This window comes from Aldersonia sp. NBC_00410, from assembly GCF_026342035.1.
Lineage (GTDB): Bacteria > Actinomycetota > Actinomycetes > Mycobacteriales > Mycobacteriaceae > Aldersonia.
In genome coordinates this window covers 464,408-486,914 of the sequence record NZ_JAPENM010000001.1, presented here as the reverse complement: position 1 = coordinate 486,914, position 22,507 = coordinate 464,408, and the positions used below count along the sequence as shown (strand labels likewise).

Below are 22,507 nucleotides of genomic sequence, written 5' to 3'. Positions count from 1 at the left end.
GACCCCGCTCAGTGTTGCTGGGTTGGATGTCAGGCATCCGGCCTGAATATTGAGCAGACCACGCTCAGCAAGCCTGGGCGCAACGTTCGGCCGGCGTAAAGATGCCGGTGGGACAGAACCACAAGGAGGAACAAAATGGCTCGTGCGGTCGGTATCGACCTCGGGACCACGAACTCGGTCGTCTCCGTTCTCGAGGGTGGCGAACCCGTGGTGGTCGCCAACTCGGAGGGGTCGCGCACCACACCGTCGGTCGTCGCATTCGCGAAGAACGGCGAGGTACTCGTCGGTCAGCCTGCGAAGAACCAGGCGGTCACCAACGTCGACCGCACGATTCGCTCGGTCAAGCGCCATGTCGGCACGGACTGGGCCGTCGAGATCGACGACAAGAAGTACACCTCACAGGAGATCAGCGCGCGCACGCTCATGAAGCTGAAGCGCGACGCCGAGGCCTACCTGGGTGAAACGATCACCGATGCGGTGATCACGGTCCCCGCCTACTTCGAGGACGCGCAGCGCCAGGCCACCAAGGAGGCCGGCCAGATCGCGGGTCTCAACGTCCTGCGCATCGTCAACGAGCCCACGGCGGCCGCGCTTGCCTACGGCCTCGACAAGGGCGACAAGGAGCAGACCATCCTGGTCTTCGACCTCGGTGGTGGCACGTTCGACGTGTCCCTGCTCGAGATCGGTGAGGGAGTCGTCGAGGTCCGCGCGACCTCCGGCGACAACCACCTCGGTGGCGACGACTGGGATCAGCGGATCGTCGACTGGCTCGTGGAGAAGTTCAAGAGCCAGAATGGCATCGACCTGACCAAGGACAAGATGGCGCTGCAGCGCCTGCGTGAGGCAGCGGAGAAGGCCAAGATCGAGCTGAGCTCGAGCCAGAGCACCTCCATCAACCTGCCCTACATCACCGTCGACGCGGACAAGAACCCGTTGTTCCTCGACGAGCAGCTGTCCCGCGCCGAGTTCCAGAAGATCACCTCCGATCTGCTCGACCGGACCCGTGCGCCGTTCCAGTCGGTGATCAAGGACGCCGGCATCGCGGTCAAGGACATCGACCACGTCGTGCTGGTCGGCGGCTCCACCCGGATGCCCGCCGTGTCCGAGCTGGTGAAGGAACTCACCGGTGGCCGCGAGCCGAACAAGGGCGTCAACCCGGACGAGGTTGTCGCCGTCGGCGCGGCGCTGCAGGCCGGTGTGCTCAAGGGCGAGGTCAAGGACGTCCTGCTGCTCGACGTCACCCCGCTTTCCCTCGGCATCGAGACCAAGGGTGGCGTGATGACCAAGCTCATCGAGCGCAACACCACCATTCCGACCAAGCGGTCGGAGACCTTCACGACGGCGGACGACAACCAGCCGTCGGTGCAGATCCAGGTGTTCCAGGGTGAGCGCGAGATCGCCTCGCACAACAAGCTGCTCGGCTCCTTCGAGCTGACCGGCATCCCGCCGGCTCCGCGCGGCGTCCCGCAGATCGAGGTCACCTTCGACATCGATGCCAACGGCATCGTGCACGTGACCGCGAAGGACAAGGGCACCGGCAAGGAGAACACGATCAAGATCCAGGACGGCTCCGGCCTGTCCAAGGAAGAGATCGACCGGATGGTCAAGGACGCCGAGGCGCATGCCGAGGAGGACAAGGTCCGTCGCGAAGAGGCCGAAACCCGCAACCAGGCCGAGTCGCTCGTCCACCAGACCGAGAAATTCATCGCCGACAACACCGACAAGGTGCCCGGCGACGTGAAGGACAAGGTCGAGGCAGCGATCAAGGAGACCAAGGATGCGCTAGCCGGGTCCGACATCTCGGCCGTGAAGTCCGCGGTGGAGAAGCTGGCGACCGAATCGCAGGCGCTCGGCCAGGCGATCTACGACGCACAGGCCGCCGACGCTGCGGCGTCCGGTGACGGTGCGTCGGCCGGGGGTGGCGACGATCAGGTCGTCGACGCCGAGGTGGTCGACGAGCCGAGCGACGCGGAGCGCAAGTGAGCGCAGGTAACACCGAGCAGGAGCCGGTCACTTTCGTGGACAAGCGAAAGATCGACCCGGAGACCGGCGAGGTACGGGACGCGGAGCCGGTAGCAGAGCCTCTAGCGGGCACTGGTACGGCGCGGCAGGAGCGGAGCCTGCGGAGCGACCAATCCGTACCGCCCGGTTCGGTGGACATCGACGGGGTCGAAGAGGTTGTGGACGGGGCCGTTGAAGAAACGGCCGACGACCGCGACGTCAAGATCAACGAACTCACCGACAGCCTGCAGCGACTGCAGGCCGAGTACACCAACTATCGGCGACGCCAGGACCGCGAGCGGCAGTCGACCATCGACACCGCCAAGGCGTCGGTGCTCGGCGCGCTGCTCCCGGTGCTAGACGATCTCGACCGGGCCCGCGCGCACGGCGATCTCGAATCCGGGCCGCTGAAGGCGGTGGCGGACAAGCTCGCCGGTGTGTTCGACGGACTCGGTGTCAAGCCGTTCGGCGTCGAGGGCGAGCCTTTCGACCCGGCCGTGCACGAGGCCGTACAGCACGAGGGCGACGGGTCCAACCCGGTGCTCGGCGTGGTGATGCGGCAGGGATACCGGTTCGGTGAGAAAGTGCTTCGTACCGCAATGGTCGGGGTCGTGGATGCGGTGCCGGAGGCACCCGCCGCCGCGGCCGCACCGGACGAGGCCGATCCGGCGAGTGTGCCGGACCAGCAGTAGCGACAGCGCGAAAGGAGGAGACGCCCAGTGAGCCAACGGGAGTGGATCGAGAAGGACTTCTACAAGGAGCTGGGCGTCGCCTCCGACGCGTCTGCCGACGAGATCAAGAAGGCCTACCGCAAGCTCGCCTCGAGCCTGCACCCCGACAAGAACCCCGGTGACAACAAAGCCGAGGAGCGGTTCAAGGCGGTCAGCGAGGCGAACGCCGTGCTGTCGGACCCGGCCAAGCGCAAGGAGTACGACGACACCCGGCGGATGTTCGCCTCGGGTGGCGGATTCGGCCGCGGCGGCTTCAACCCGGGCGGCGGCGGCGAGTTCAACGTCAACGATCTGTTCGGCGGTGGCGCGGGCGATGGCGGTCTCGGCGATATCTTCGGCGGACTGTTCAACCGTGGCGGCGCTCGCGCCGGCGCCGGTAACCGACCGCGTCGTGGCGCCGACGTGGAAACCGAGACGACGCTCGGATTCCGGGAGGCGACGCAGGGCGTGACCCTGCCACTGCGGATGACCAGCCCGTCCTCGTGTACCACCTGCCATGGCAGCGGAGCGAAGCCGGGCACCAGCCCGCGCGTCTGCCCACGCTGCAACGGCACGGGGATCGTGAGCCGCAACCAGGGCGCGTTCGGGTTCAGCGAGCCCTGCGACGACTGCCGCGGGACGGGCTCGATCATCGACGAGCCGTGCACGGACTGTGCCGGTTCGGGCGTGCAGAACCGCACGCGCACGGTCACCGTGCGCATCCCGCCCGGAGTTGCCGACGGACAACGCATCCGCGCGGCCGGTCTCGGCGAGGCGGGCCTGCGTGGCGCGCCATCGGGCGATCTGTACGTCACCGTGCACGTCAAGAGCGACGATGTGTTCGGCCGAAGCGGGGACAACCTCACGGTCGTCGTCCCGGTCGCCTACGACGAATTGGTGCTCGGCACCACGCTTTCGGTGCCGACCCTCGACGGCCGAGTCGGCGTCAAGGTGCCGCCCGGCACCGCGGACGGCCGCATCCTGCGTGTGAAGGGCCGCGGTGTGCAGCGCCGCGACGGCACCGCGGGCGATCTGCTCGTCACGGTGAAGGTCGCCGTTCCGCCAAAGCTGGACGACAATGCCATCGAGGCGTTGCGCAGATACGTCGAGGCCGAACGGGCCAGCGGATTCTCGCCACGGGAAGGTTGGGCGGGTGGCGATGCATGAGTCACGCAAGCAGCCCGGCCTGGGCCCGACCGATCCCAGGGTCGGCGACGGCGGCCCGCAGTACGAGACGGAAACGCAGTATTTCGTCATCTCGGTAGCCGCGCAGCTGTCCGGCATGCACGCGCAGACGTTGCGCACCTACGACCGGCTCGGGCTCGTCACGCCGCACCGCACCACCGGTGGCGGACGGCGTTATTCGGCCCGCGACGTGGCCCTGCTCCGTGAGGTGCAGCGCCTGTCGCAGGACGAGGGCGTCAACCTCGCCGGCATCAAACGGATCATCGAGCTGACCAACCAGGTCGAGGCGTTGCAGTCGCGGATCGAGGAAATGGCCGAGGAGATCAGCCGGATCCAGCAGAGCCACCGCCGGGATTTGGTGCCGGTGCCGCGCAGCACCGCACTCGTGGTGTGGCAGCCCAAGCACCGCCGCTGAAACAGTTCAGTCCGGTTCGTCGACCGGCAGGTAATGCACGAAGAACTGCGTTGCCAGCTCATCGGTTTCGATTGCCCGCGCGATATCGGCGCGGGCGTCTTCGGCCAATCGACGAAGATGTTCCAGCGGCACATCAGGTTTCGCCGTGACTGTGATCCGTACCGTCCGCCCGCCGCGATCGTCGACGGCGGTTCCGTTGGCTTCCACCACCTCCGGCGCCCGGCTCAGCGTCGCGGCGATGGCGCCGGCCAGTTGGCCGGTGTCGACGGTGGCGGTACCGATGGCGACCCCCGTCGTCAGTTCCAACTCACCCGCCCGATTGGGCCGCACATTCGCCACCAGCAGCCAACCGCCGAGGGCGATGCCGCCGACCATTGCCGCGGCCAGCGCCCAACCCCACCAGTCCTGTTCCGGTGCACTGGAATACCACTCTTGGTCGGCACGCTCGAACAGGTCGCGGACGAAGGCGATCTCGGCGCACCAGCCGATGACGAGCAACCCTCCCACGACGAGGGCGAGTCCGAGGATCGCACTGACGAACCGGTCGAGACCGGCGACGGTCCGTTTCATCGACTGCCGGGCCGATCGACGGACACCCGCACTATCGGCGACGGGTCGAGCTCGCCGAGGGCCCGCTGTACTCGGTGCGTCACGCTGTCGATGACGTCCGGAGCCGTCTCGTCGCTGACGATATGCACGCGCACGGTGCGCCGATCGGCGGTGGTGTGCGCCCGGACGACGCCCTCGACGTGCAGCGCCGCTGCCGTGGATGCGCGCGCGGTGTCGGTGGTCGTGAGCCACAGCGTCGGCGATGTCACGGTCCCGACGTGCGTGCGGGCGCGCGGTTTCATGGCCGCGGCCACGAAACAAAGCCCGACCAGCACCGCGCCGATCGCAGCCGGCAGCATCCAGGTCTGCCAGGTCAGCCTGCTGATCCAGCCGAATGTGTTGGCGACCCATGGGGCTTCGTCGATGATGTCATTCTCGATGAGCAGTTCCCGGCCTGCGATGACACCTGCGGCGATCAGTGCGATCGCGGCTACGATCGCGATGGGAGCGGCGGCAGGAGTGCGGCGTGGACGCTGCCCCGGTGCCACGGGATCGGTGGAACTCACCGGGCGGGCTCCGGTTCGGCGTCGGCGGGGAAGGTCTCCTCGGCGATCAATTCGGTGACCGCGATGTCGATACGGGACGGGGCACGACCGATTATGCGGGTCACCTCGACATCGATCCGGGCGCGGATGTCGCGACACAGCTCGGCAACCGGGCTGGGCCAGGTGAGTGCGACATCGACGCGGATGTTCGGGTGCGGTGTGCTCATGTCCACCACTGCGCGGGGTAGTTCGCGGCGGGTGATCGGCCCGATGCGACTCGAACTGCGCAGCACGCCGGGAACATCGAGCACGGCCCGCTCCACGATCCGAGATACCGCACGCCCCCGGATGACCAGCTCGCCCCGGCTGCTCGGGTCGGTCGGCGGGGCGCTGCCGGGAACCGCGTCGGCACCGGGCTCAGCCACGTCCCTTGCCCCGCAGCAGCGCGCCGAGGTCGACGGTGCCGTCGCGATGCGCGCCGAGCGCGAGTCCGAGGCCGCCGAGCGCCACGGCGAACAGGAAGCCGCCGAACCCGCCGGCCGCGCCGGCGATGGCCAGCAGCAATCCCGCGAACAGCCCGAGCGTCGCGTTGTTCATCGTTCCTCCATCTGTGCACTGCCTTTATTCTGTGCACTGCCCTTATCGTCGGGAAGATCGATGCGGACATCGGCCACCGTTACGACGAAGGGCAGTCCGGTCAGTGACTCCGCCGCCGCCCGCACTTCCTCGGCGACCGTGCGCAGGTTTCGCCGCAGGTCGGTGACGATATGCAGTTCGCCGAATTCCGAGCTGAGCCGGACGCCGGAAACCCGTTCGCCGGGAACATATGTCGCGATCTCACCGAATGGCCCGCCGTCGAGCGCGACAACGCCGTCGACCGAGTGCGCCGCTGCGGCGACGCGGCGGGCGATGTCGGCGGTCGGGTCCGCGTATTCGGTCACTGCACCCGCGGCCGCGCATCCGGGTCGGTCTCGTCGTCGTCGTCGAACCAGACGTCGTGCACGGTGACGTTGACTTCGGTCACCTCGAGTCCGGTCATCCGCTCGATGGCGGCAATGACGTTGCGCCGGATCGCCGCAGCGAGTTCGTGCAGGGCGACGCCGTAATAGGCGACGATCCCGATGTCGACCGCGGCCTGCCGGGCGCCGACCTCGACGGAGACACCCTGTCCGGTGTTCGGGGCAGCGAACGCGCCGGGAACCGTCTCGCGCAGCCGCCCGACCATCCGCGACGCACCGCCGGACACCTCGCGCACACCGCCGATCTCGCGTGCCGCGATGCCGGCGATCTTTGCGACCACTGTGTCGGCAATCACGGTGCGGCCCTGGGTGTTCGGGGCTTCCGACGAGTCGTACTCCTCGGTGCGCAGCGGGTGCGGCACCGCAGTCGGTCGAGCGGGATTGGGGTCGGTCATCGGTTCGACGCTTTCGTTTCGATCACGGGCGGTTGTCGTCGTGCGGGTCGCTACCCGCGATCGTGCCACGAATCGCGCCCGGCGTGCGTTCGTCCGACGATTCGATCCGGCATCGGTTACACCCCCGACCGCTCAGATCGGGTCGTGCCGGATGTTGCCCGCCGGTGTGCCGCCCGCGGTCAGCCGCTCGATCGCCACCGCGGTCATTCCCGGCGAGCCGCACACCAGCACCTGATGGTCGCGGAACGGCCCGTGCTCGGCGACTACATCGGGCAGGCGGCCGAGCAGCAGATCGTCCTCGGTGAACCCGATATCGACGCGTGTCCGTTCGTGCCAGTCGTCGGTCCAGCCGGGGTTGTCTATGCGTTCGACCACCGGAATCACGGTGAGCCAAGGCAACTCGGCGGCTAGCAGGGCGAGCATGTCGCCGGCGTAGAGGTCGCGCGGGTTGCGTCCACCGACGAAGAGGAACACCCGCGGGGGGTGCGGCTGGTAGGTGAGATCGACGATCAGCGCCCGCAGCGGGGCCAGACCGGTTCCGCCGGCGACCAGCACCACGTCTCGGCCGGAGTCGTCGATGTGCAGATCGCCGCCCGCCGGCGCATCCAGTTGCCAGACGTCGCCGGGGCGGGTGTCGGTGACGATCGGTCCGCTCACCCAGCCACCGGGAACGGCGCGCACGTGGAATTCCAGCTTGCCGTCGAGCGAGGGCGGCAACGCCGGGGACAGTCGACGTGCGTGTGGTGCATTCGGGACGGTGACGGTCAGGAACTGGCCGGTAGTGAAGGGGACCGCATCACCGATCAACCGCACCACGGCGATGTCCTCGCGGAGCCGATGGTGCTCGACGACGGTCGATTTCCACACGACGGCAACACTACCGACCTGCGGTCGGGAACCGACTCCACTTGCGGGCGGTCACCACAGCGGATCGTGCGAGATTCGTTCCTCGGGAACGCCGGCCGCGATCAGCGTCTGCGTCGTGGTGTAGACCATCTCGGGCGACCCGGCGAGCTGCACCTGATGTTCGGCCCACGAGCCGAAGCTCGTGACGATATGCCCGATCGAACCGGTCAGCCTGCGGTGCATGCCCGGTGGTGTTTCCGGCGGCGGCTCGGGATGCCACCACGGGTTGTTCTGGTGTTCGGCGACCGGGATCACCGACAGCCACGGATTGATCAGCGAGAGCCGCCACATGTTCTCCAGGTCGTAGAGATCACGCGGATACACGCCACCGAGGAACAGGTGGACCTGGGGGTTCACTCCGCGCCGGGCCATTTCCATGACCTGGGCGCGCAGCGGCGCGATTCCGGTGCCCGAGCCGATCATCAGCACGTTGCGGCCGCATTCGTAGTCGACGTGCAGCCCGCCGAGCGGGGCGCCGATCAGCCAGCGGTCGCCCGGCTTGGTGTCGTTGACGATCGACGGACTCACCCAGCCGCCGCGCACCTTGCGGACGTGGAACTCGAGTTCGCCCCCATCATTGGCGGGAATCGCGGGTGACAGGTAGCGCCACATGTTCGGCGTCTGCGGTATCCGGATCGGCAGGTATTGGCCGGATTCGTAGGGGATCGGGGCGTCGGCCCGCAGCCGGACCAGCGCGAGATCGTCGAGCAGCTGATGCTGACCGACCACCGTCGCCTCCCAGTGTGCGGGCAGGTCGTCGGCTTCGGCGCCGGCGATCATCGAGTTCGCGATCAGGTCGGTAAACCTGGTCCAGGCCGTATCGAGCGGGTCCGTCCACAGCGCTTCACCGGTGTGCGCCCGCAGTGCAATGAGCAGCGCGTCCGCGGCGGACCGGTAGTGCTTGGCGTCGACCCCGTATTTGCGGTGGTCACGAGCGAGCTGTTCGAGGAATTCCTCGGCGGCGCCGGGGGTGTCCAGCGAGTCGAGAATGAACTGCAGCGCAAGGATGAACCGGTGCCGGGTGACGTCCATTGCCGGCGGGAAGAGCTGCCGCAGGGCAGGGTCGCGGCCGAACAGTTGGCCGTAGAACGCATTGGTCAGCTTCCCGCGGCTGTGCGCGGAGTACGAGACCGTCCGGAAGTTGGCGCGAACCAGCGCAATATCACGCGAGTCCACGATCGAGCTCCCTCCGGTGCGTCCAGGCGATGACGCACCCCCCTGACGCAGGTTAGTCGCGTTCGCGGGAACGGGCCAAGCCACCGGCGCGGCGTGCGCGTGCGCGGTCCGCGGAGAGTTATCTCCATAGCGCTGCTCTCCCGGCCGTTCGTGAGCACTGTGAGGGTGAAGATCGCGGGCATGGAGTTGATAAACCGGTCGGATGCGCTCGCGAAGGGCTTCACCGACGGCGAGGTGCGCCGGCAATGTCGCACCGGCGGCCTGCGTCGGTTGCGGCCAGGTGTCTTCGTGTCGACGGCCGAGGGCGATCTCGACCACCGGGCGCCATCTGCACACGGCTCCGCTGCGCGAGGACGACGTCGTCGTCGTGGACGGCCTTCGGGTCACCAACGCAGCGCGGACGATCGCCGACTTCGCGCGATGCGCGCCGGTCGAGCAGGCCGTGGTGATCGGTGATGCTCTCCTGCGCCACGGCGCGGCCGATGCGCAGCCCGCCGTCGCGTTGGAACGTATGCCGCGCTGGCCGGGCGTGCCGGCGGCGCGGCGTGCCATGGCGTGGATGGACGCTCGCAGCGAGAGTGTCGGCGAATCGCGCAGCAGGGTTAGGTTGCGCGCGGCGGGGTTGCCGGTGTTCGAACTCCAGTACGAGGTGGCTGCGTCGGACGGTCGGTTCCTCGGGCGGGCGGACTTCGCGTTGCCCGAGCATGGCGTCATCGGCGAGTTCGATGGAAAGGTGAAGTACGGCCGGTTGCTGCGGCCCGGGCAGACTGCCGGTGACGCGGTTTTCCGGGAGAAGGTTCGCGAGGACGCACTGCGCGATGCGGGCTGGCAGCTGGTCCGGTGGACATTGGGTGAGCTCGACAACTTCGCGGCGGTTGCTGGCGCGATTCGAACGGGCGATCGCGCGCGGTCGACCGGTTCGATGACCGCACATCCCGGCTGTGACCCGCACACCGGAGATCGCGGGTGCGCGGTGGAGACTCGGAGTGTGCGGTCGCGTCGATCTGGCTAAACTTGAGCGGAACAGACTCAACCTTTGCTGCGTTGTAGCGAGTAACAGAACTCGACCCCAGAAAGGGTGACACGTGGAATCGTTCAATCCCACCACCAAGACCCAGGCCGCGCTGACGGCTGCCCTGCAGTCGGCATCGTCGCAAGGCAACCCGGATATTCGGCCCGCGCACTTGCTGGTGGCGCTGCTCGAACAGGCCGACGGCATCGCCGCGCCGCTGCTCAAAGCGGTCGGCGTGGACCCGGTGACGGTCCGCAACGAGGCTCAGGTCCTCGTCGACCGCCTGCCACGCGCGACGGGCGCCACCACCACGCCGCAGTTGGGCCGCGAAGCACTCGCGGCGCTTACCGCCGCGCAGCGATTGGCCACCGACCTGGACGATGAATACGTTTCCACCGAGCACCTGCTCGTCGGTCTCGCGGGGTATGAGGGTCGCTCCGCAGGCTCCGCTCCTGCCGGCGACTCGGATGTCGCCAAGCTGCTCACCGGCCACGGTGCCACCCCGGCCGCACTGCGCGAGGCGTTCACCACGGTGCGTGGCAGCGCGCGGGTGACCAGTCCCGACCCCGAAGGCACGTACCAGGCGCTGGAGAAGTACTCCACCGATCTGACGGCCGCTGCGCGCGAGGGCAAGCTCGACCCGGTCATCGGCCGGGACACCGAGATCCGCCGCGTCGTCCAGGTGCTGAGCCGCCGCACCAAGAACAATCCCGTGCTGATCGGCGAACCCGGCGTCGGCAAGACCGCCATCGTCGAGGGCCTAGCCCAGCGCATCATTGCCGGTGACGTGCCGGAGTCGCTTCGCGGCAAGAGCGTCATCTCGCTCGACCTCGGTTCGATGGTCGCCGGAGCGAAGTACCGCGGCGAATTCGAGGAGCGGCTCAAGGCCGTGCTCGATGACATCAAGAACAGCGCGGGCCAGGTCATCACGTTCATCGACGAGTTGCACACCATCGTCGGCGCCGGCGCCACCGGCGAGTCCGCGATGGACGCAGGCAACATGATCAAGCCCATGCTCGCCCGCGGCGAGTTGCGCATGGTCGGTGCCACCACGCTCGAGGAGTACCGCAAGTACATCGAGAAGGACGCCGCGCTCGAGCGGCGCTTCCAGCAGGTGCTGGTCGGCGAGCCGTCGGTGGAGGACACCGTCGGCATCCTGCGTGGCCTCAAGGAGCGCTACGAGGTGCACCACGGCGTGCGCATCACCGACTCTGCGCTGGTCGCGGCGGCGACCCTGTCGGACCGCTACATCACCTCGCGTTTCCTGCCGGACAAGGCCATCGACCTCGTCGACGAGGCCGCGTCCCGGCTGCGCATGGAAATCGACTCGCGCCCCGTCGAGATCGACGAGGTCGAGCGTGCCGTGCGCCGGCTCGAGATCGAGGAGATGGCGCTCGAGAAGGAGACCGACGAGGCGTCCAAGCAGCGACTCGAGAAGCTGCGCGCCGAACTCGCGGACGATCGGGAGAAGCTGTCCCAGCTCACCACCCGGTGGCAGAACGAGAAGCAGGCCATCGACTCGGTGCGCGTCATCAAGGAAGAGCTCGAGGCACTGCGCGGCGAATCGGAGCGCGCCGAACGTGACGGCGATCTGGGCAAGGCCGCCGAGCTGCGTTACGGCCGGATCCCGGCGCTGGAAAAGCAATTGGCCGAGGCCGAGCGGGCCTCGGGCACGGCGGGCGACGGCGACGTGATGCTCAAGGAGGAGGTCGGCCCCGACGACGTCGCGGACGTGGTGGCGGCGTGGACCGGGATCCCCGCGGGCCGGATGCTGGAAGGCGAGTCCGCCAAGCTCCTTCGCATGGAGGACGAGCTGGGCAAGCGCGTCGTCGGTCAGTCCGAGGCGGTCACTGCGGTGTCGGACGCGGTCCGTCGCGCCCGCGCCGGCGTCGCCGACCCGAATCGGCCCACCGGCTCGTTCCTATTCCTCGGCCCGACCGGTGTAGGCAAGACCGAGCTCGCAAAGGCGTTGGCGGACTTCTTGTTCGACGATGAGCGTGCGATGGTCCGGATCGACATGAGCGAGTACAGCGAGAAGCATTCGGTGGCTCGCCTCGTCGGTGCACCTCCCGGTTATGTCGGTTACGACCAGGGCGGTCAACTCACCGAGGCGGTGCGGCGCCGGCCGTACACCGTGGTGTTGTTCGACGAGGTGGAGAAGGCCCATCCGGACGTCTTCGACATCCTGCTCGCCGTTCTCGACGAGGGCAGGCTGACCGACGGGCAGGGCCGCACGGTCGATTTCCGCAACACCATCCTGATCCTCACCTCGAACCTCGGTGCCGGGGGTGACAAGGACCAGGTGATGGCGGCGGTGCGATCGGCATTCAAGCCGGAGTTCATCAACCGCCTCGACGACGTCGTGGTCTTCCACCCGCTGTCCGAGGAGCAGCTCGAGTCGATCGTCGACATCCAGCTCGCGCAGCTGCAGAAGCGACTCGCGCAGCGTCGGCTCACCCTCGACATCGCCGACGGCGCCCGGTTCTGGCTGGCCGTGCGCGGCTACGACCCGGTCTACGGTGCGCGTCCGCTGCGCCGGTTGATCCAGCAGGCCATCGGCGATCAGCTCGCCAAGGCGCTGCTGGCCGGTGAGGTGCACGACGGTGACACGGTCAAGGTCGACGTCTCGCCGGATGGGGACGGCTTGATCGTCGGCGCATAAGAGTCGGCCGGTGCGCGGTTTGCGGTTGCGAATTCCCGCAAACCGCGCACCGCTGTGTCCGGCAACGGTGCGTACCCTCGTGGCATGCCGAATCCGAACGATCCGTGGTCGCAGCGCCCCGAGGAGCAGCCGGACCAGCCGACCGAGGAATTCGGCGCGCCGACCGAATCGTATGGCGCCGGCTCCGCGCCGACCGAATCGTATGGCGGCGGCTCCGCGCCGACCGAGCAGCAGCAGCAGTACACCGCGGACCCGTATCAGGCGTACGGCGATCACGCGCCCACCGAGGCGTACGGCGCGTACCCCGGGTACGGCTACACCGGCCAGGGCGACCCGAACCAGGCGTACTCCCAGCAGGGCTATCCGAACCAGGGTTACTACCAGCAGGGCGGATACCCGCCGCCTTCGAACCCGACGATGGCTTATCCGACCTACGAGGGCCAGCCGTACCCCGGCGAGGTCCCACCCCTCGAGGAGCAGCCGGGCGGGCCGAAGAAGAACAAGACCGGTCTCATCGTCGCGGGCATTGTCGTGGTCGCCTTGGCTGCGGTCACGGGTATCGCGCTCCTCCTGGCCGGCGGCGATTCCGATGATTCCGCGACACAGGCCGCCAACGGTGCCGCGCCGACCCAGGTGCTGCCCCCGTCGGCGACCGGACGCCCATCGCCGAGCGCCTCGCCCAGCGAGCCGTCCGCGCCGTCCGGATTCCCCGCGATCCCCGGCCTCGGTGACGCGTTCGGCGAAGTCGGCTTCGCGATGGGCACCATCAAGCAGAACAACGGGTCGACGCTCGAAATCGAGGACATGATCGACGGCGGGAGCACCACGATCCATACCGATTCCAGCACCGAGGTAATCACCACCTCCGGCAACCAGGTCTCGGATTTGAAGGTCGGCGACCAGGTCGCCGCCCAGGGCGATCGCAACAGCGACGGAACGTTCCAGGCGAAGGTGCTCGTCTCGATGGCGCTGCCGGGGCTCGGTGACTTCGGCGACTTCGGTGGATTCGGTCGCTGATTTCGGCGCCTGACGCGTGCACGAGAGTTGGCCCAACTGGTTAGGGTGGCTTCGATGACCGGAATGTGGTTCGGGCTTGCCGCCATTGCGCTCGCCGGCGCGGCCGCCCTGCTGTATATCGACCAGCTCCAGCGGCGGCGCACCGGTCGCGTCCGCGCGCAGTGGGCGAAGTCGCACGGTGATGCCTACACAGCACACGACGATCACCTGCCCGCCACCTGGAATCGCGCGACGATGGCCAAGCAGGACTATCTGCCGGCGATCGACATTGTGAACGGTGTCCGGCGTGGCGAGCAGTTCGTGATGTTCGATCTGGAGGAGAACGCGACGATCATCGCGGTGCGCCGCGAGTCCGCCTCCGCCGTCGATCTGGATCTGCGGCTGAAGACCATGGCCCCGCCGCGGGAACCAGACCTGGAACTCCTCGGCGCGATCGGGTCGCGGCTGATTTTCGCAACCGATCTCGAGGTCGCCCGGCGGGTCTGCGATCAGCGCATGGTGCGGTTCGCCGAAGGGCTGCCCGATTGGGTACAGGTGCTGTGGACCGAGGGACAGTGGACGCTCGGCTCGATCCCGGTGACCGTCACGAGCAAGGACTGGTACGAGGCGATCGAGGCAGTGACGCGGTTGTCCGCGATTCTGCACGCCCTCCCGCCGGTCATCGAGCCCGAGTTTCTCGACACCTACGATCACGACCCGGGGCGGCCGTATCCTCATTTCGTGCCCGGCGAGGAGACTGCACCCAAGGATCCGGATTCGGAGGATCCGACGGTGGCGTTCGGGGAGGTCTCCGCGGGCGCCGGTCCGGTGTCGGAACCACGTCGGCAGCGCCACCCCGAGCAAGGTCCACCGCCCCAGCTCTGAGCCGATAGGCTGACCGCCATGGCATCGCGTTCGCTTCGTCCGGTCGCCCTGGTCACAGGCCCCACCTCCGGTCTCGGAGCCGGATTCGCCGAGCGGCTCGCGCGCCGCGGCTACGACCTCGTCCTCGTCGCGCGGGACAAGCAGCGCCTGGCCGATCTCGCCGCCGACCTGGAGCAGCAGTTCGACGCGCGCTCGGAGATCATCGCCGCCGATCTCGGCACCGACGAGGGCCGGGCGGCCGCAGTGGAACGCCTGCACCAGGGGGTGGACTTTCTCGTCAACAACGCCGGCTTCGGCTTGAGCGGGGAGTTCTGGACGGCGGCACCGGCGGCGTTGCAGGCGCAACTCGACGTGAACGTCACCGCCGTCACCCAACTGACCAGGGCTGCGCTCCCGAGCATGCTCGGCAATGCCAAGGGCAGCATCGTCAACGTCGCCAGTGTCGCCGGCCTGGTGCCGGGCCGCGGCTCGACCTACTCCGGGACCAAGTCCTACGTCGTCGCCTTCACCGAGGGTCTCTCGAACGGTCTCGTCGGCACGGGAGTGCAGATTCAGGCCCTCTGCCCGGGCTTCATCCACACCGAGTTCCATGAGCGCGCCGGCATTCCGATGGAGTCCATCCCCGAGTTCATGTGGCTTTCGGTGGACCAGGTCGTGACCGCGTCGTTCGAGGATCTGGAGAAGGGGAAGGTAATCAGCATCCCCGGCTGGCAGTACAAGGTCATCACCTCGGCGAGCAGGCTCGTACCGCGCGGCCTGGCGCGGCGCGTCACCAAGCTTGTCGGACGGGGTCGCGGGCGCACCTGAGCGTGCGAAACGTAGGGTTGGACGCGCTTCGCCGCGGGCGGGTTGGACGCGCTTCGCCGCGGCCGGCGATTATGGATCTGGAATCAACGATCGACGCGGGAGTCCTGGGATGAGCGAGCGGGAGCGGCTGGCCGAATTGGTGCGCGAGCTGGCGGTTGTGCACGGCAAGGTGACACTGTCCTCGGGCAAGGAAGCCGACTATTACGTCGATCTGCGCCGCGCCACGCTGCACCACGAGGCCGCGCCGTTGATCGGCAAGTTGCTACGAGAGTCGGTGGCCGACTGGGACTTCGACGCTGTCGGTGGACTGACGATGGGGGCGGATCCGGTTGCCATGGCGATGATGCACGCGACGGGCAGGCCGATCGACGCGTTCGTGGTGCGCAAGGCGGCGAAGGCGCACGGCATGCAGCGCCAGGTCGAGGGTCCCGATGTCGTCGGCAAGCGTGTGCTGGTGGTGGAGGACACCACCACGACCGGCAATTCGCCGCTCACCGCGGTCAAGGCCCTGCGCGACATCGGTGCCACGGTGGTCGGTGTGGCTACCGTGGTCGACCGGGATACCGGCGCGGACAAGATCATTGCCGCGGAGGGGCTCGAGTACCGGCCGCTGCTCGGTCTGGCGGATCTCGGTCTGGCGTAGCGCCGCGGTCAGCCTGCGCCGACGGCACGGGGCACGTCGGCCCGCAGCGAGATGTCGGTGACGAACTGCCCGTCCTCGGGACGGAACCGCCTGCGCGGGTCGTGATCTTCGACCCGGAACGAATTCAGCACCGGGGAGTGTGTGTCGACGGCGATGGTGCTCGCGTCCAGGTCGAATTGGAGCAATCGCTGGAAGCCGTTGCTGCGCTTGCCGTTCACGGTGAAATATTGATAGTCGGCGAGCATTTGCACCACGGTCCGGTCGGTTGATCCGACGTTCCGGTCGACGACGGTGGCCTGTCCGTCGGCGTGGCCGGATAGCACGAGGAACACCGATTCGTACGGCAATACCAGTCGGTTCCAGATAATCTCACCTGCGCTGGCTTGAATATCGTTGAACCCCATCATATTACGATTGCCAACCTCGTCCAGATAGTAGTGCGTACCGATGACGACGTTGTGGTCGGGGTGTGCGTCGAGCACGTTCTCGGCCCAGCGCAGCACCTTTCCGGGTGGGTTGTACCCGATGCAGAGCATCAGGAATTTCGCGCCGGCGATGTCGAGCACGTCGTAGTGGGCGGAGTTGTCGCCGTCGCTGATCGAGCCGCCCCAGTACGGCCGGTCGCGGTAGCGCTGCGGCCCGAAGAACTCGTTGTAGAGCGCGTGGTTCTCCTCGTGCGTACCGGGCACCAGTCGAGCACCGACATTCCACAGGTTGTCGTGATTGCCGGGCAGTACGCCGTTCGGCATCCCCGCCTCGTCGAGGGTGCGCATGGCGTCACTCGCCGCCTCGAACTCCGCACGGGCCCCGGCATCCGGTGCACCCGGGCGGATCCAGCTCTGGATCAGGTCGCCGGTGTGCATGGTGTAGGCGATCTTTCGCGACTCGGCGTTGTCGACGATCCATCGGGTCTGGGCTCGGTACACATCCGGATCGTCGCGCGAGACGTACTGGGTATCGCTGAAATGTTCCAGCGCGAAGTCGTAGGTGGCGGGATCGGCGAACGCGTCGTCGGGCATGGCGTTGCGCGTGGCGAAGCTCCGGTCGGCGCGTGGCCCGTCGATGACGAGCAGGTCGACGCCGCCGTCGGCGGTGATCGGGACGTCCGCCATTAGCACGACCGGGCCGCCGGGAGCGGCGGGTCGGGCGGTGGCCAGCGCGCTGCCCCAACTGCCCGACGGTCCGTCCCAGACGTGCAGCGCGAGATCGTTGGTGTTCACCGAACTGCCGTGCCAGGTCACGGTTGCGGCACGGGTGCCGGGTGGGAATGTCGCGGTGTAGCGCAGGTACGGGTACTCGTCCCAGCCGCTGGTTTGTACCGCGGGGCCATCGAACTCCGTTGTGCTGTCCCGACTTCCGGGGACGGGATCGGACGATATGCCAGCGGTCATTGCGGCGGAGAGCGCAACGGGAGTGGCGCTCAGTCCGACCGGCTCCTGGGCGATCGTATGCTGCGCCCCCGGAACCTGGCGGGCGCGGTCGGCGGCGGCATCCGCGGCCACGAAGCTCGCGACCAGGCATGTCACGAGCAGGCCCACGCCAGCCGATGCCCGCATGCCTTCAGCCTAGGCCGCACGTCCATATCTGCCTTTCGTCGCGCGGCGTTACATGTCGATTCCGGAGAAACTGACCCGCCCAAACCCATGTACATCACGGTGTGATGTTCGTTACAGTTCGCCTCACGATTGTCACGTCGCCGTGTCGGGCGGTGACGCGCGGTCGAACTCAGAATGTGAGCCTGACCAGTCAGGTTCCGGGCCAGAAGGGCAAGAATTTGATGAGGGCGATCTGGCAGCACCGGCGCGGTGTTCGTTCCGCATTGGCCGTCGGCGCATCGGCGGTGATCGTGTTCGCGGGCGCGACTGCGTGCAGTAGCGACTCGGACAGCAGCGAGAGCTCGTCGGCCGAATCAACGACGACCCTGCCGTCGGATCCGGCGACGGGCACTCCGATCCGGTTGGGCTTCATCACGCTGGAAGGTGGTCCGGCGTCGCTGCCGATGACCCGCGAGGGTGCCGAGGCGGCGGTGCGTTACGTCAACGAGAACGCCGGCGGCGTCGCCGGGCATCCGATCGAACTCGTGGTGTGCAAGCAGCAGGAGGACCCGGCGTCGGCGACCAAGTGCGCCAACGACATGGTCGAGCAGAACGTCAGTGCGGTGCTGATGGGGGCCGGTGCGCAGGGTGCGGTGATGCTTCCGATCATCGCCGGGGCCGGGCTGCCCTACATCGGATCGACGGGCGTTTCCGCGCCGGAGATGATGTCTAAGGAGTCGTTCATGCTGACCGGCGGTATCCCCGCCGTGCTCTCCGCGCAGGCGCAGGTGGCCAAGGAGCGGGGCATGAAGAAGGTGTCGATCATCATCGGTGACAGCGGCGGTGCGATACCCGCGATCCGGGCGATCGGCGATCCGGTCTTCAAGCAGGCCGGCGTCGAACTCGGCATCATCACCATCCCGCTCGGCACCCCGGACCCGACGCCGCAGATCACCGCCGGTCTCGCCGACAACCCGGACGCGGTCACCATCCTCGGCGACCCGTCGATGTGTATCTCGGCGCTGACCGCCTTGCAGGCGACGCCACAGGTGCAGGATTTCTTCGTCGCGTCCTGCCTGGACTCCAGCGTCGTGGACGCCGTGGGAACCGATGCGGTCGCCGGCGGTACGTCGTTCGGTGCGACCGACGTCAACTCCGACGATCCCGATTCGGTGCTGTATCGCACCGTGCTCGAGCAGTACGCGCCGGATACCGAACCCAACGGTTTCGCCTCGACGGGCTACCAGTTGGTGCTCGGGTTCGCCCGCGCCACCGAGGGGATCACCGGTGAGTTCACGCCGGAGGCGATCATGACGGCGATGCACCAGGCCAAGGACGTGCCGTTGCCCGCGGGTGGCGGTATCACGTTCACCTGCGATGGCAAGGCCATCCCGATGCTGGTCTCGGTCTGCAGCAAGGAGATTCTCGTCGGCGCCGTCGACGACGAAGCCCACGTGCAGGACTTCACCGTCTACAACCGCTAGGCGGGGTGTTCGATGACCGATCATGTGGCGTTCCTGTTGCTGGGCCTTGGCAACGGCGCGGTGTACGCCGCGCTGGCGCTGGCGTTGGTGATGACGTACAAGAGTTCGGGCGTGGTGAATTTCGCCAGCGGCTCGATCGCGTTGTACGCCGCCTACACCTACGCGTTCCTGCGACGGGGTGAGCTGCTCAACCCGATTCCCGGATTCCCGGCCACCATCGATGTGGGTGGGAAGTGGGACGTCCTGCCTGCGATGGCGCTTTCGCTGGTGATGGCTGCGGTCGTCGGTGCGCTGTTGTACGCGTTGGTGTTTCGCCCGATGCGGGCGGCCCCGGCATTGGCGAAGGCAGTGGCGTCGATCGGTCTGATGCTGGTGCTGCAGGCGCTGATCGCGTTGCGGATCGGGTCGAGCCTGGTGGCGGTGGCGCCGATTTTCCCGAAGGGGTCGGTCACGATCGGTGACAAGGTGGTGCCGACGGATCGGATCTGGCTTGCGCTGTTGGTGATCGCGATCGGTGTCTGCGCGGGGTTGGTGTTCCGCTACACCCGGTTCGGCATCGCGACCGAGGCGGCGGCCGAGTCGGAGAAGGGTGCTTATGTCACCGGGCTTTCGCCCGACCGTATCGCGCTGAGCAACTGGGCTTTGTCGTCGGTCATCGCCGGGCTCAGCGGGATCCTGATCGCGCCGATCGTGCCGCTGAATCCGATCGCGTACTCGATGTTCATCGTCCCGGCACTGGCGGCGGCGCTGGTCGCCAACTTCACCGGCCTGGCCGCCGCGGTGTTCGCGGGTTTGGCGATCGGGATGCTGCAGGCCGAAGCGACCAATCTGCAGGCGAACTGGGACTGGTTGCCCGATATGGGTGTGGCGGAGGCCATTCCGCTGGTCCTGATGCTCGTAGTGCTGCTGGTGCGGGGTAAGTCGCTACCGAGTCGCGGCACCCTGGTTCGTCAGGATCTCGGGCGCTCGCCGCGTCCGCGGCGGCTCACGCTCGCCACGGTGGCGGGTGCACTCGTCGGGATCGTCGCGCTCACTGCGACATCGGGCAGTTACCGGGCCGCGGTGATCGCGACGATGATCTTCGCCATCCTCGGCCTGTCCCAGGTTGTGATCACCGGTTTCGCCGGCCAGGTGTCACTGGCGCAACTCACTCTTGCCGGTGTCGGCGCATTCAGTCTGAGCCGCTTCACCAGTGACCTGGGGCTGCCGTTCCCGATCGCACCGATTGCTGCCGCGTTGGCGGCCACCGTGATCGGTGTCGTGGTCGGCCTGCCCTCGCTGCGGGTGCGCGGGCTGCCGCTGATGGTGGTGACGTTGGCGCTCGCGGTCTTCATGGAGGCATTCTGGTTCCGCAACCAGAGCCTCAATGGCGGCATGGAGGGCGCACCGATCGAAGCGCCGACACTGTTCGGCATCGACCTCGGCATTGGAGCCGGATCCGTTTACCCGAGAATAGCTTTCGGTGTGGTCTGTCTGGTCGCGGTGATCCTGGCCGCGCTCGCGGTGGCCTGGCTGCGGCGCAGCCGGCTCGGTGCGGAGATGCTCGCCGTTCGTGCGAACGAGCGCTCGGCGGCCGCGAGTGGGATCGATGTGGGACGCACCAAGCTCACCGCGTTTGCGATCGGCTCGTTCCTGGCCGGCCTCGCCGGTGCCTTGATGGGTTATCAGCAGACACTGGCGACCGCGGGAAGTTACACCGTCTTCGCCGGGATCGCGTTGTTCGCGGTGCTCTATATCGCCGGCGTCACCTCGATCACCGGTGGTCTACTTGCCGGTGTGCTGGCCCCTGGCGGGGTGTTCTACCTGATCACCGACCGGTTCCTGAGCTTCGGTGACTACTACGCACTGGTCAGCGGCATCCTGCTGGTGCTGACGGTAGCGACGAGTCCCGACGGTATCGCCGGGCATCTGCACGCGCTGCGGTTGCCCGGACGCATCCGGACCGTGCCGCGCACGGACGTGACGCTCGGCGAAGCCGGGGACACGGCTCTCCCTGTGCCCCCGGCTCGTGCGGAGGCGGGCGCCGCCTCCGGCGAGGCTGTGCTCACCGTCGAGAACGTCACCGTGAAATACGGTGCGGTGACGGCGGTTGACGACGTCGGATTCGAGGTACGGCGCGGCGAGATCCTCGGCCTGATCGGCCCCAATGGTGCGGGGAAGACGACCCTGATCGACGCGATCAGTGGCTTCGCGCCCGCCACCGGGACACTGCGTCTGGGCGAGCACGACCTCAACGGGCTTGCGCCGCACCGCCGAAGCAGGCTGGGCCTGGGCCGCACCTTCCAGGATATGGAGCTCTACGACGACCTGAGCGTGATCGACAACGTGCGGGTCGGAACGACGAGCGATACCGACGGTGATGCCGACGCCGTCGAGCGGGTCCTGCGACTGTTGGGTATCGACGCGATCGGTCAGGCGACGGTGGCCGAATTGTCGGTCGGGCATCGACAGCTCGTGTCGCTGGCTCGCGTGCTCGCGGGCAATCCGGAGGTGGCACTGCTCGACGAGCCGTCCGCGGGCTTGGACAGCACCGAAAGCCGTTGGCTGGGCGAACGATTGCAGGCCGCGCGCAATAGTGGTGTGACGATGCTGCTCGTCGACCACGACATGGATCTGGTGCTGAGCATCTGCGACCGGGTCGTGGTGCTCGACCTCGGCAAGGTGATCGCCAGCGGTACCACGCAGATGATCCGGGAGAACGAGGACGTCATTCGCGCATACTTGGGAACGGGACCGACGGCGGCGATCGAAACACCCGCGCCGGCAGCACGATCGGAGGTGGCGCCGTGACCGCGCTGCAATGCACCGGCCTGTCCACGGGCTATTTCAAGGGCCGCCCGTGTGTACGCAACCTCGATCTGAACGTCGCTGCGGGGGAGATGGTGTGCCTGCTCGGTCCGAACGGATCGGGTAAGACCACCACGCTGATGACCATCGCCGGCCTGCTTCCCCGTTTCGGCGGCGAGGTGCGTGTCGGTGGGCACGTCGTGCCCGGTGGCAATCCGCGCGCGGCCGTCCGGGCCGGCGCGGTACTCGTGCCCGATGACCGTGCGTTGTTCCGAAAGCTGTCCACCGAGAAGAACCTTCGGCTGGCGGTCCGCGGCCGGGTGCACGCCAAGGGTGCGATCGACGATGCGCTCGAACTGTTCCCCGCGTTGGTGCCGCGGCTCGGCGTCGAGGCCGGGCAACTCTCCGGCGGCGAGCAGCAGATGCTCGCGATCGGGCGCGCCCTGCTGCAGCGTCCGAGCGTCTTGCTGATCGACGAACTCAGTACCGGCCTCGCGCCGACCATTGTCGAATCGATCCTGACCGCGTTACGCGATGTCGCGCAGAAGCGGGGTACCGCAATGCTTCTCGTCGAGCAGCATGTGCACCTGGCGCTCGAGTCGTGCGACCGCGCGGTGGTGCTGGTGCACGGCGCGGTGCAACTCGAAGAGCCGGCAGCAGTGCTGCGCGCCGACCCCCGCCGGATCGAGCAGGCGTACCTGGGATCCGGCGGGGTGGCGGCCTGAGCGGGCTCAGCGTCGGTTCGACCGCAGTTCGCCGCACACTTCCTGTTGCCCCGCATACGAATTCGTTGGC

Annotated in this window: 22 protein-coding genes; 13 read left to right on the top strand and 9 right to left on the bottom strand. The window is 67.6% G+C overall.

Annotated features, from left to right (window positions below):
- Positions 1–135 precede the first annotated feature (135 nt).
- Genes dnaK through OG921_RS02285 form a run of 4 tightly spaced genes read left to right on the top strand, consistent with a single transcriptional unit; the run spans position 136 to position 4,311 of the window.
- Positions 136–1,983 (top strand): molecular chaperone DnaK, encoded by a 1,848-nt coding sequence (gene dnaK, locus OG921_RS02300; RefSeq protein WP_266110713.1) that lies wholly within the window; start codon positions 136–138, stop codon positions 1,981–1,983.
- On the top strand, positions 1,980–2,693 hold the full coding sequence (grpE, locus tag OG921_RS02295) for a nucleotide exchange factor GrpE (protein ID WP_266110712.1): 714 nt from the start codon (positions 1,980–1,982) through the stop codon (positions 2,691–2,693). The genes dnaK and grpE overlap by 4 nt, the downstream gene beginning before the upstream one ends.
- 27 nt (positions 2,694–2,720) lie before the next feature.
- On the top strand, positions 2,721–3,878 hold the full coding sequence (dnaJ, locus tag OG921_RS02290; protein WP_266110711.1) for a molecular chaperone DnaJ: 1,158 nt from the start codon (positions 2,721–2,723) through the stop codon (positions 3,876–3,878).
- Entirely contained in the window at positions 3,865–4,311 is a 447-nt protein-coding gene (locus OG921_RS02285) for a helix-turn-helix domain-containing protein (RefSeq protein ID WP_266110710.1), read from the top strand. The genes dnaJ and OG921_RS02285 overlap by 14 nt, the downstream gene beginning before the upstream one ends.
- A 6-nt stretch (positions 4,312–4,317) precedes the next feature.
- Here the strand turns inward: OG921_RS02285 and OG921_RS02280 are convergent, their stop codons facing one another.
- The 8 genes from OG921_RS02280 to OG921_RS02245 all read right to left on the bottom strand — a co-directional run bounded on the left by OG921_RS02280 (position 4,318) and on the right by OG921_RS02245 (position 8,901).
- Entirely contained in the window at positions 4,318–4,881 is a 564-nt protein-coding gene (locus OG921_RS02280; protein WP_266110709.1) for a hypothetical protein, read from the bottom strand.
- The gene (locus OG921_RS02275; protein WP_266110708.1) at positions 4,878–5,426 is read right to left on the bottom strand and encodes a DUF6286 domain-containing protein; all 549 of its coding nucleotides are present in this window, start codon (positions 5,424–5,426) and stop codon (positions 4,878–4,880) included. The genes OG921_RS02280 and OG921_RS02275 overlap by 4 nt, the downstream gene beginning before the upstream one ends.
- Positions 5,423–5,830, bottom strand: coding sequence for a hypothetical protein (locus tag OG921_RS02270; RefSeq protein WP_266110707.1), 408 nt, complete (start codon positions 5,828–5,830; stop codon positions 5,423–5,425). The genes OG921_RS02275 and OG921_RS02270 overlap by 4 nt, the downstream gene beginning before the upstream one ends.
- Positions 5,823–6,002, bottom strand: coding sequence for a DUF2273 domain-containing protein (locus OG921_RS02265; protein WP_266110706.1), 180 nt, complete (start codon positions 6,000–6,002; stop codon positions 5,823–5,825). The genes OG921_RS02270 and OG921_RS02265 overlap by 8 nt, the downstream gene beginning before the upstream one ends.
- Complete coding sequence (locus OG921_RS02260) at positions 5,999–6,346, bottom strand: Asp23/Gls24 family envelope stress response protein (RefSeq protein WP_266110705.1); 348 nt, start codon at positions 6,344–6,346, stop codon at positions 5,999–6,001. The genes OG921_RS02265 and OG921_RS02260 overlap by 4 nt, the downstream gene beginning before the upstream one ends.
- On the bottom strand, positions 6,343–6,819 hold the full coding sequence (locus tag OG921_RS02255; protein ID WP_266110704.1) for an Asp23/Gls24 family envelope stress response protein: 477 nt from the start codon (positions 6,817–6,819) through the stop codon (positions 6,343–6,345). Before OG921_RS02255 ends, OG921_RS02260 begins: the two co-directional genes overlap by 4 nt.
- A 132-nt stretch (positions 6,820–6,951) precedes the next feature.
- Positions 6,952–7,686, bottom strand: coding sequence for an FAD-binding oxidoreductase (locus OG921_RS02250; RefSeq protein WP_266110703.1), 735 nt, complete (start codon positions 7,684–7,686; stop codon positions 6,952–6,954).
- Positions 7,687–7,737: 51 nt separating this feature from the next.
- Complete coding sequence (locus OG921_RS02245) at positions 7,738–8,901, bottom strand: globin domain-containing protein (protein ID WP_266110702.1); 1,164 nt, start codon at positions 8,899–8,901, stop codon at positions 7,738–7,740.
- Positions 8,902–9,181: 280 nt separating this feature from the next.
- Between OG921_RS02245 and OG921_RS02240 the strand changes: the two genes are divergently transcribed.
- From OG921_RS02240 to pyrE, 6 genes are all read left to right on the top strand, one after another.
- On the top strand, positions 9,182–9,913 hold the full coding sequence (locus OG921_RS02240; protein WP_266110701.1) for a hypothetical protein: 732 nt from the start codon (positions 9,182–9,184) through the stop codon (positions 9,911–9,913).
- A 73-nt stretch (positions 9,914–9,986) separates the two neighbouring features.
- Complete coding sequence (clpB, locus tag OG921_RS02235; RefSeq protein WP_266110700.1) at positions 9,987–12,575, top strand: ATP-dependent chaperone ClpB; 2,589 nt, start codon at positions 9,987–9,989, stop codon at positions 12,573–12,575.
- Positions 12,576–12,659: 84 nt separating this feature from the next.
- Positions 12,660–13,592: a DUF5666 domain-containing protein gene (locus OG921_RS02230; protein WP_266110699.1), complete on the top strand. Its 933-nt coding sequence runs from the start codon at positions 12,660–12,662 to the stop codon at positions 13,590–13,592.
- A 63-nt stretch (positions 13,593–13,655) separates the two neighbouring features.
- Positions 13,656–14,456: a hypothetical protein gene (locus tag OG921_RS02225; protein WP_266111032.1), complete on the top strand. Its 801-nt coding sequence runs from the start codon at positions 13,656–13,658 to the stop codon at positions 14,454–14,456.
- Between the two features lie 18 nt (positions 14,457–14,474).
- Complete coding sequence (locus OG921_RS02220) at positions 14,475–15,263, top strand: SDR family oxidoreductase (protein ID WP_266110698.1); 789 nt, start codon at positions 14,475–14,477, stop codon at positions 15,261–15,263.
- Positions 15,264–15,372: 109 nt separating this feature from the next.
- The gene (pyrE, locus tag OG921_RS02215) at positions 15,373–15,906 is read left to right on the top strand and encodes an orotate phosphoribosyltransferase (protein WP_266110697.1); all 534 of its coding nucleotides are present in this window, start codon (positions 15,373–15,375) and stop codon (positions 15,904–15,906) included.
- An 8-nt stretch (positions 15,907–15,914) separates the two neighbouring features.
- Here the strand turns inward: pyrE and OG921_RS02210 are convergent, their stop codons facing one another.
- Positions 15,915–17,462, bottom strand: a complete 1,548-nt coding sequence (locus OG921_RS02210; protein ID WP_266110696.1) for a metallophosphatase — start codon at positions 17,460–17,462, stop codon at positions 15,915–15,917.
- 176 nt (positions 17,463–17,638) lie between these two features.
- Here OG921_RS02210 and OG921_RS02205 point away from each other — a divergent pair, with 176 nt between their 5' ends.
- The 3 genes from OG921_RS02205 to OG921_RS02195 are packed head-to-tail and all read left to right on the top strand — an operon-like array spanning position 17,639 to position 22,437.
- Positions 17,639–18,925, top strand: a complete 1,287-nt coding sequence (locus OG921_RS02205; RefSeq protein ID WP_323182640.1) for an ABC transporter substrate-binding protein — start codon at positions 17,639–17,641, stop codon at positions 18,923–18,925.
- A 12-nt stretch (positions 18,926–18,937) separates the two neighbouring features.
- A complete protein-coding gene (locus OG921_RS02200; protein WP_266110695.1) occupies positions 18,938–21,715 on the top strand; it encodes a branched-chain amino acid ABC transporter permease/ATP-binding protein in 2,778 nt (925 codons plus the stop codon).
- On the top strand, positions 21,712–22,437 hold the full coding sequence (locus tag OG921_RS02195; protein WP_266110694.1) for an ABC transporter ATP-binding protein: 726 nt from the start codon (positions 21,712–21,714) through the stop codon (positions 22,435–22,437). Before OG921_RS02200 ends, OG921_RS02195 begins: the two co-directional genes overlap by 4 nt.
- Positions 22,438–22,507 lie beyond the last annotated feature (70 nt).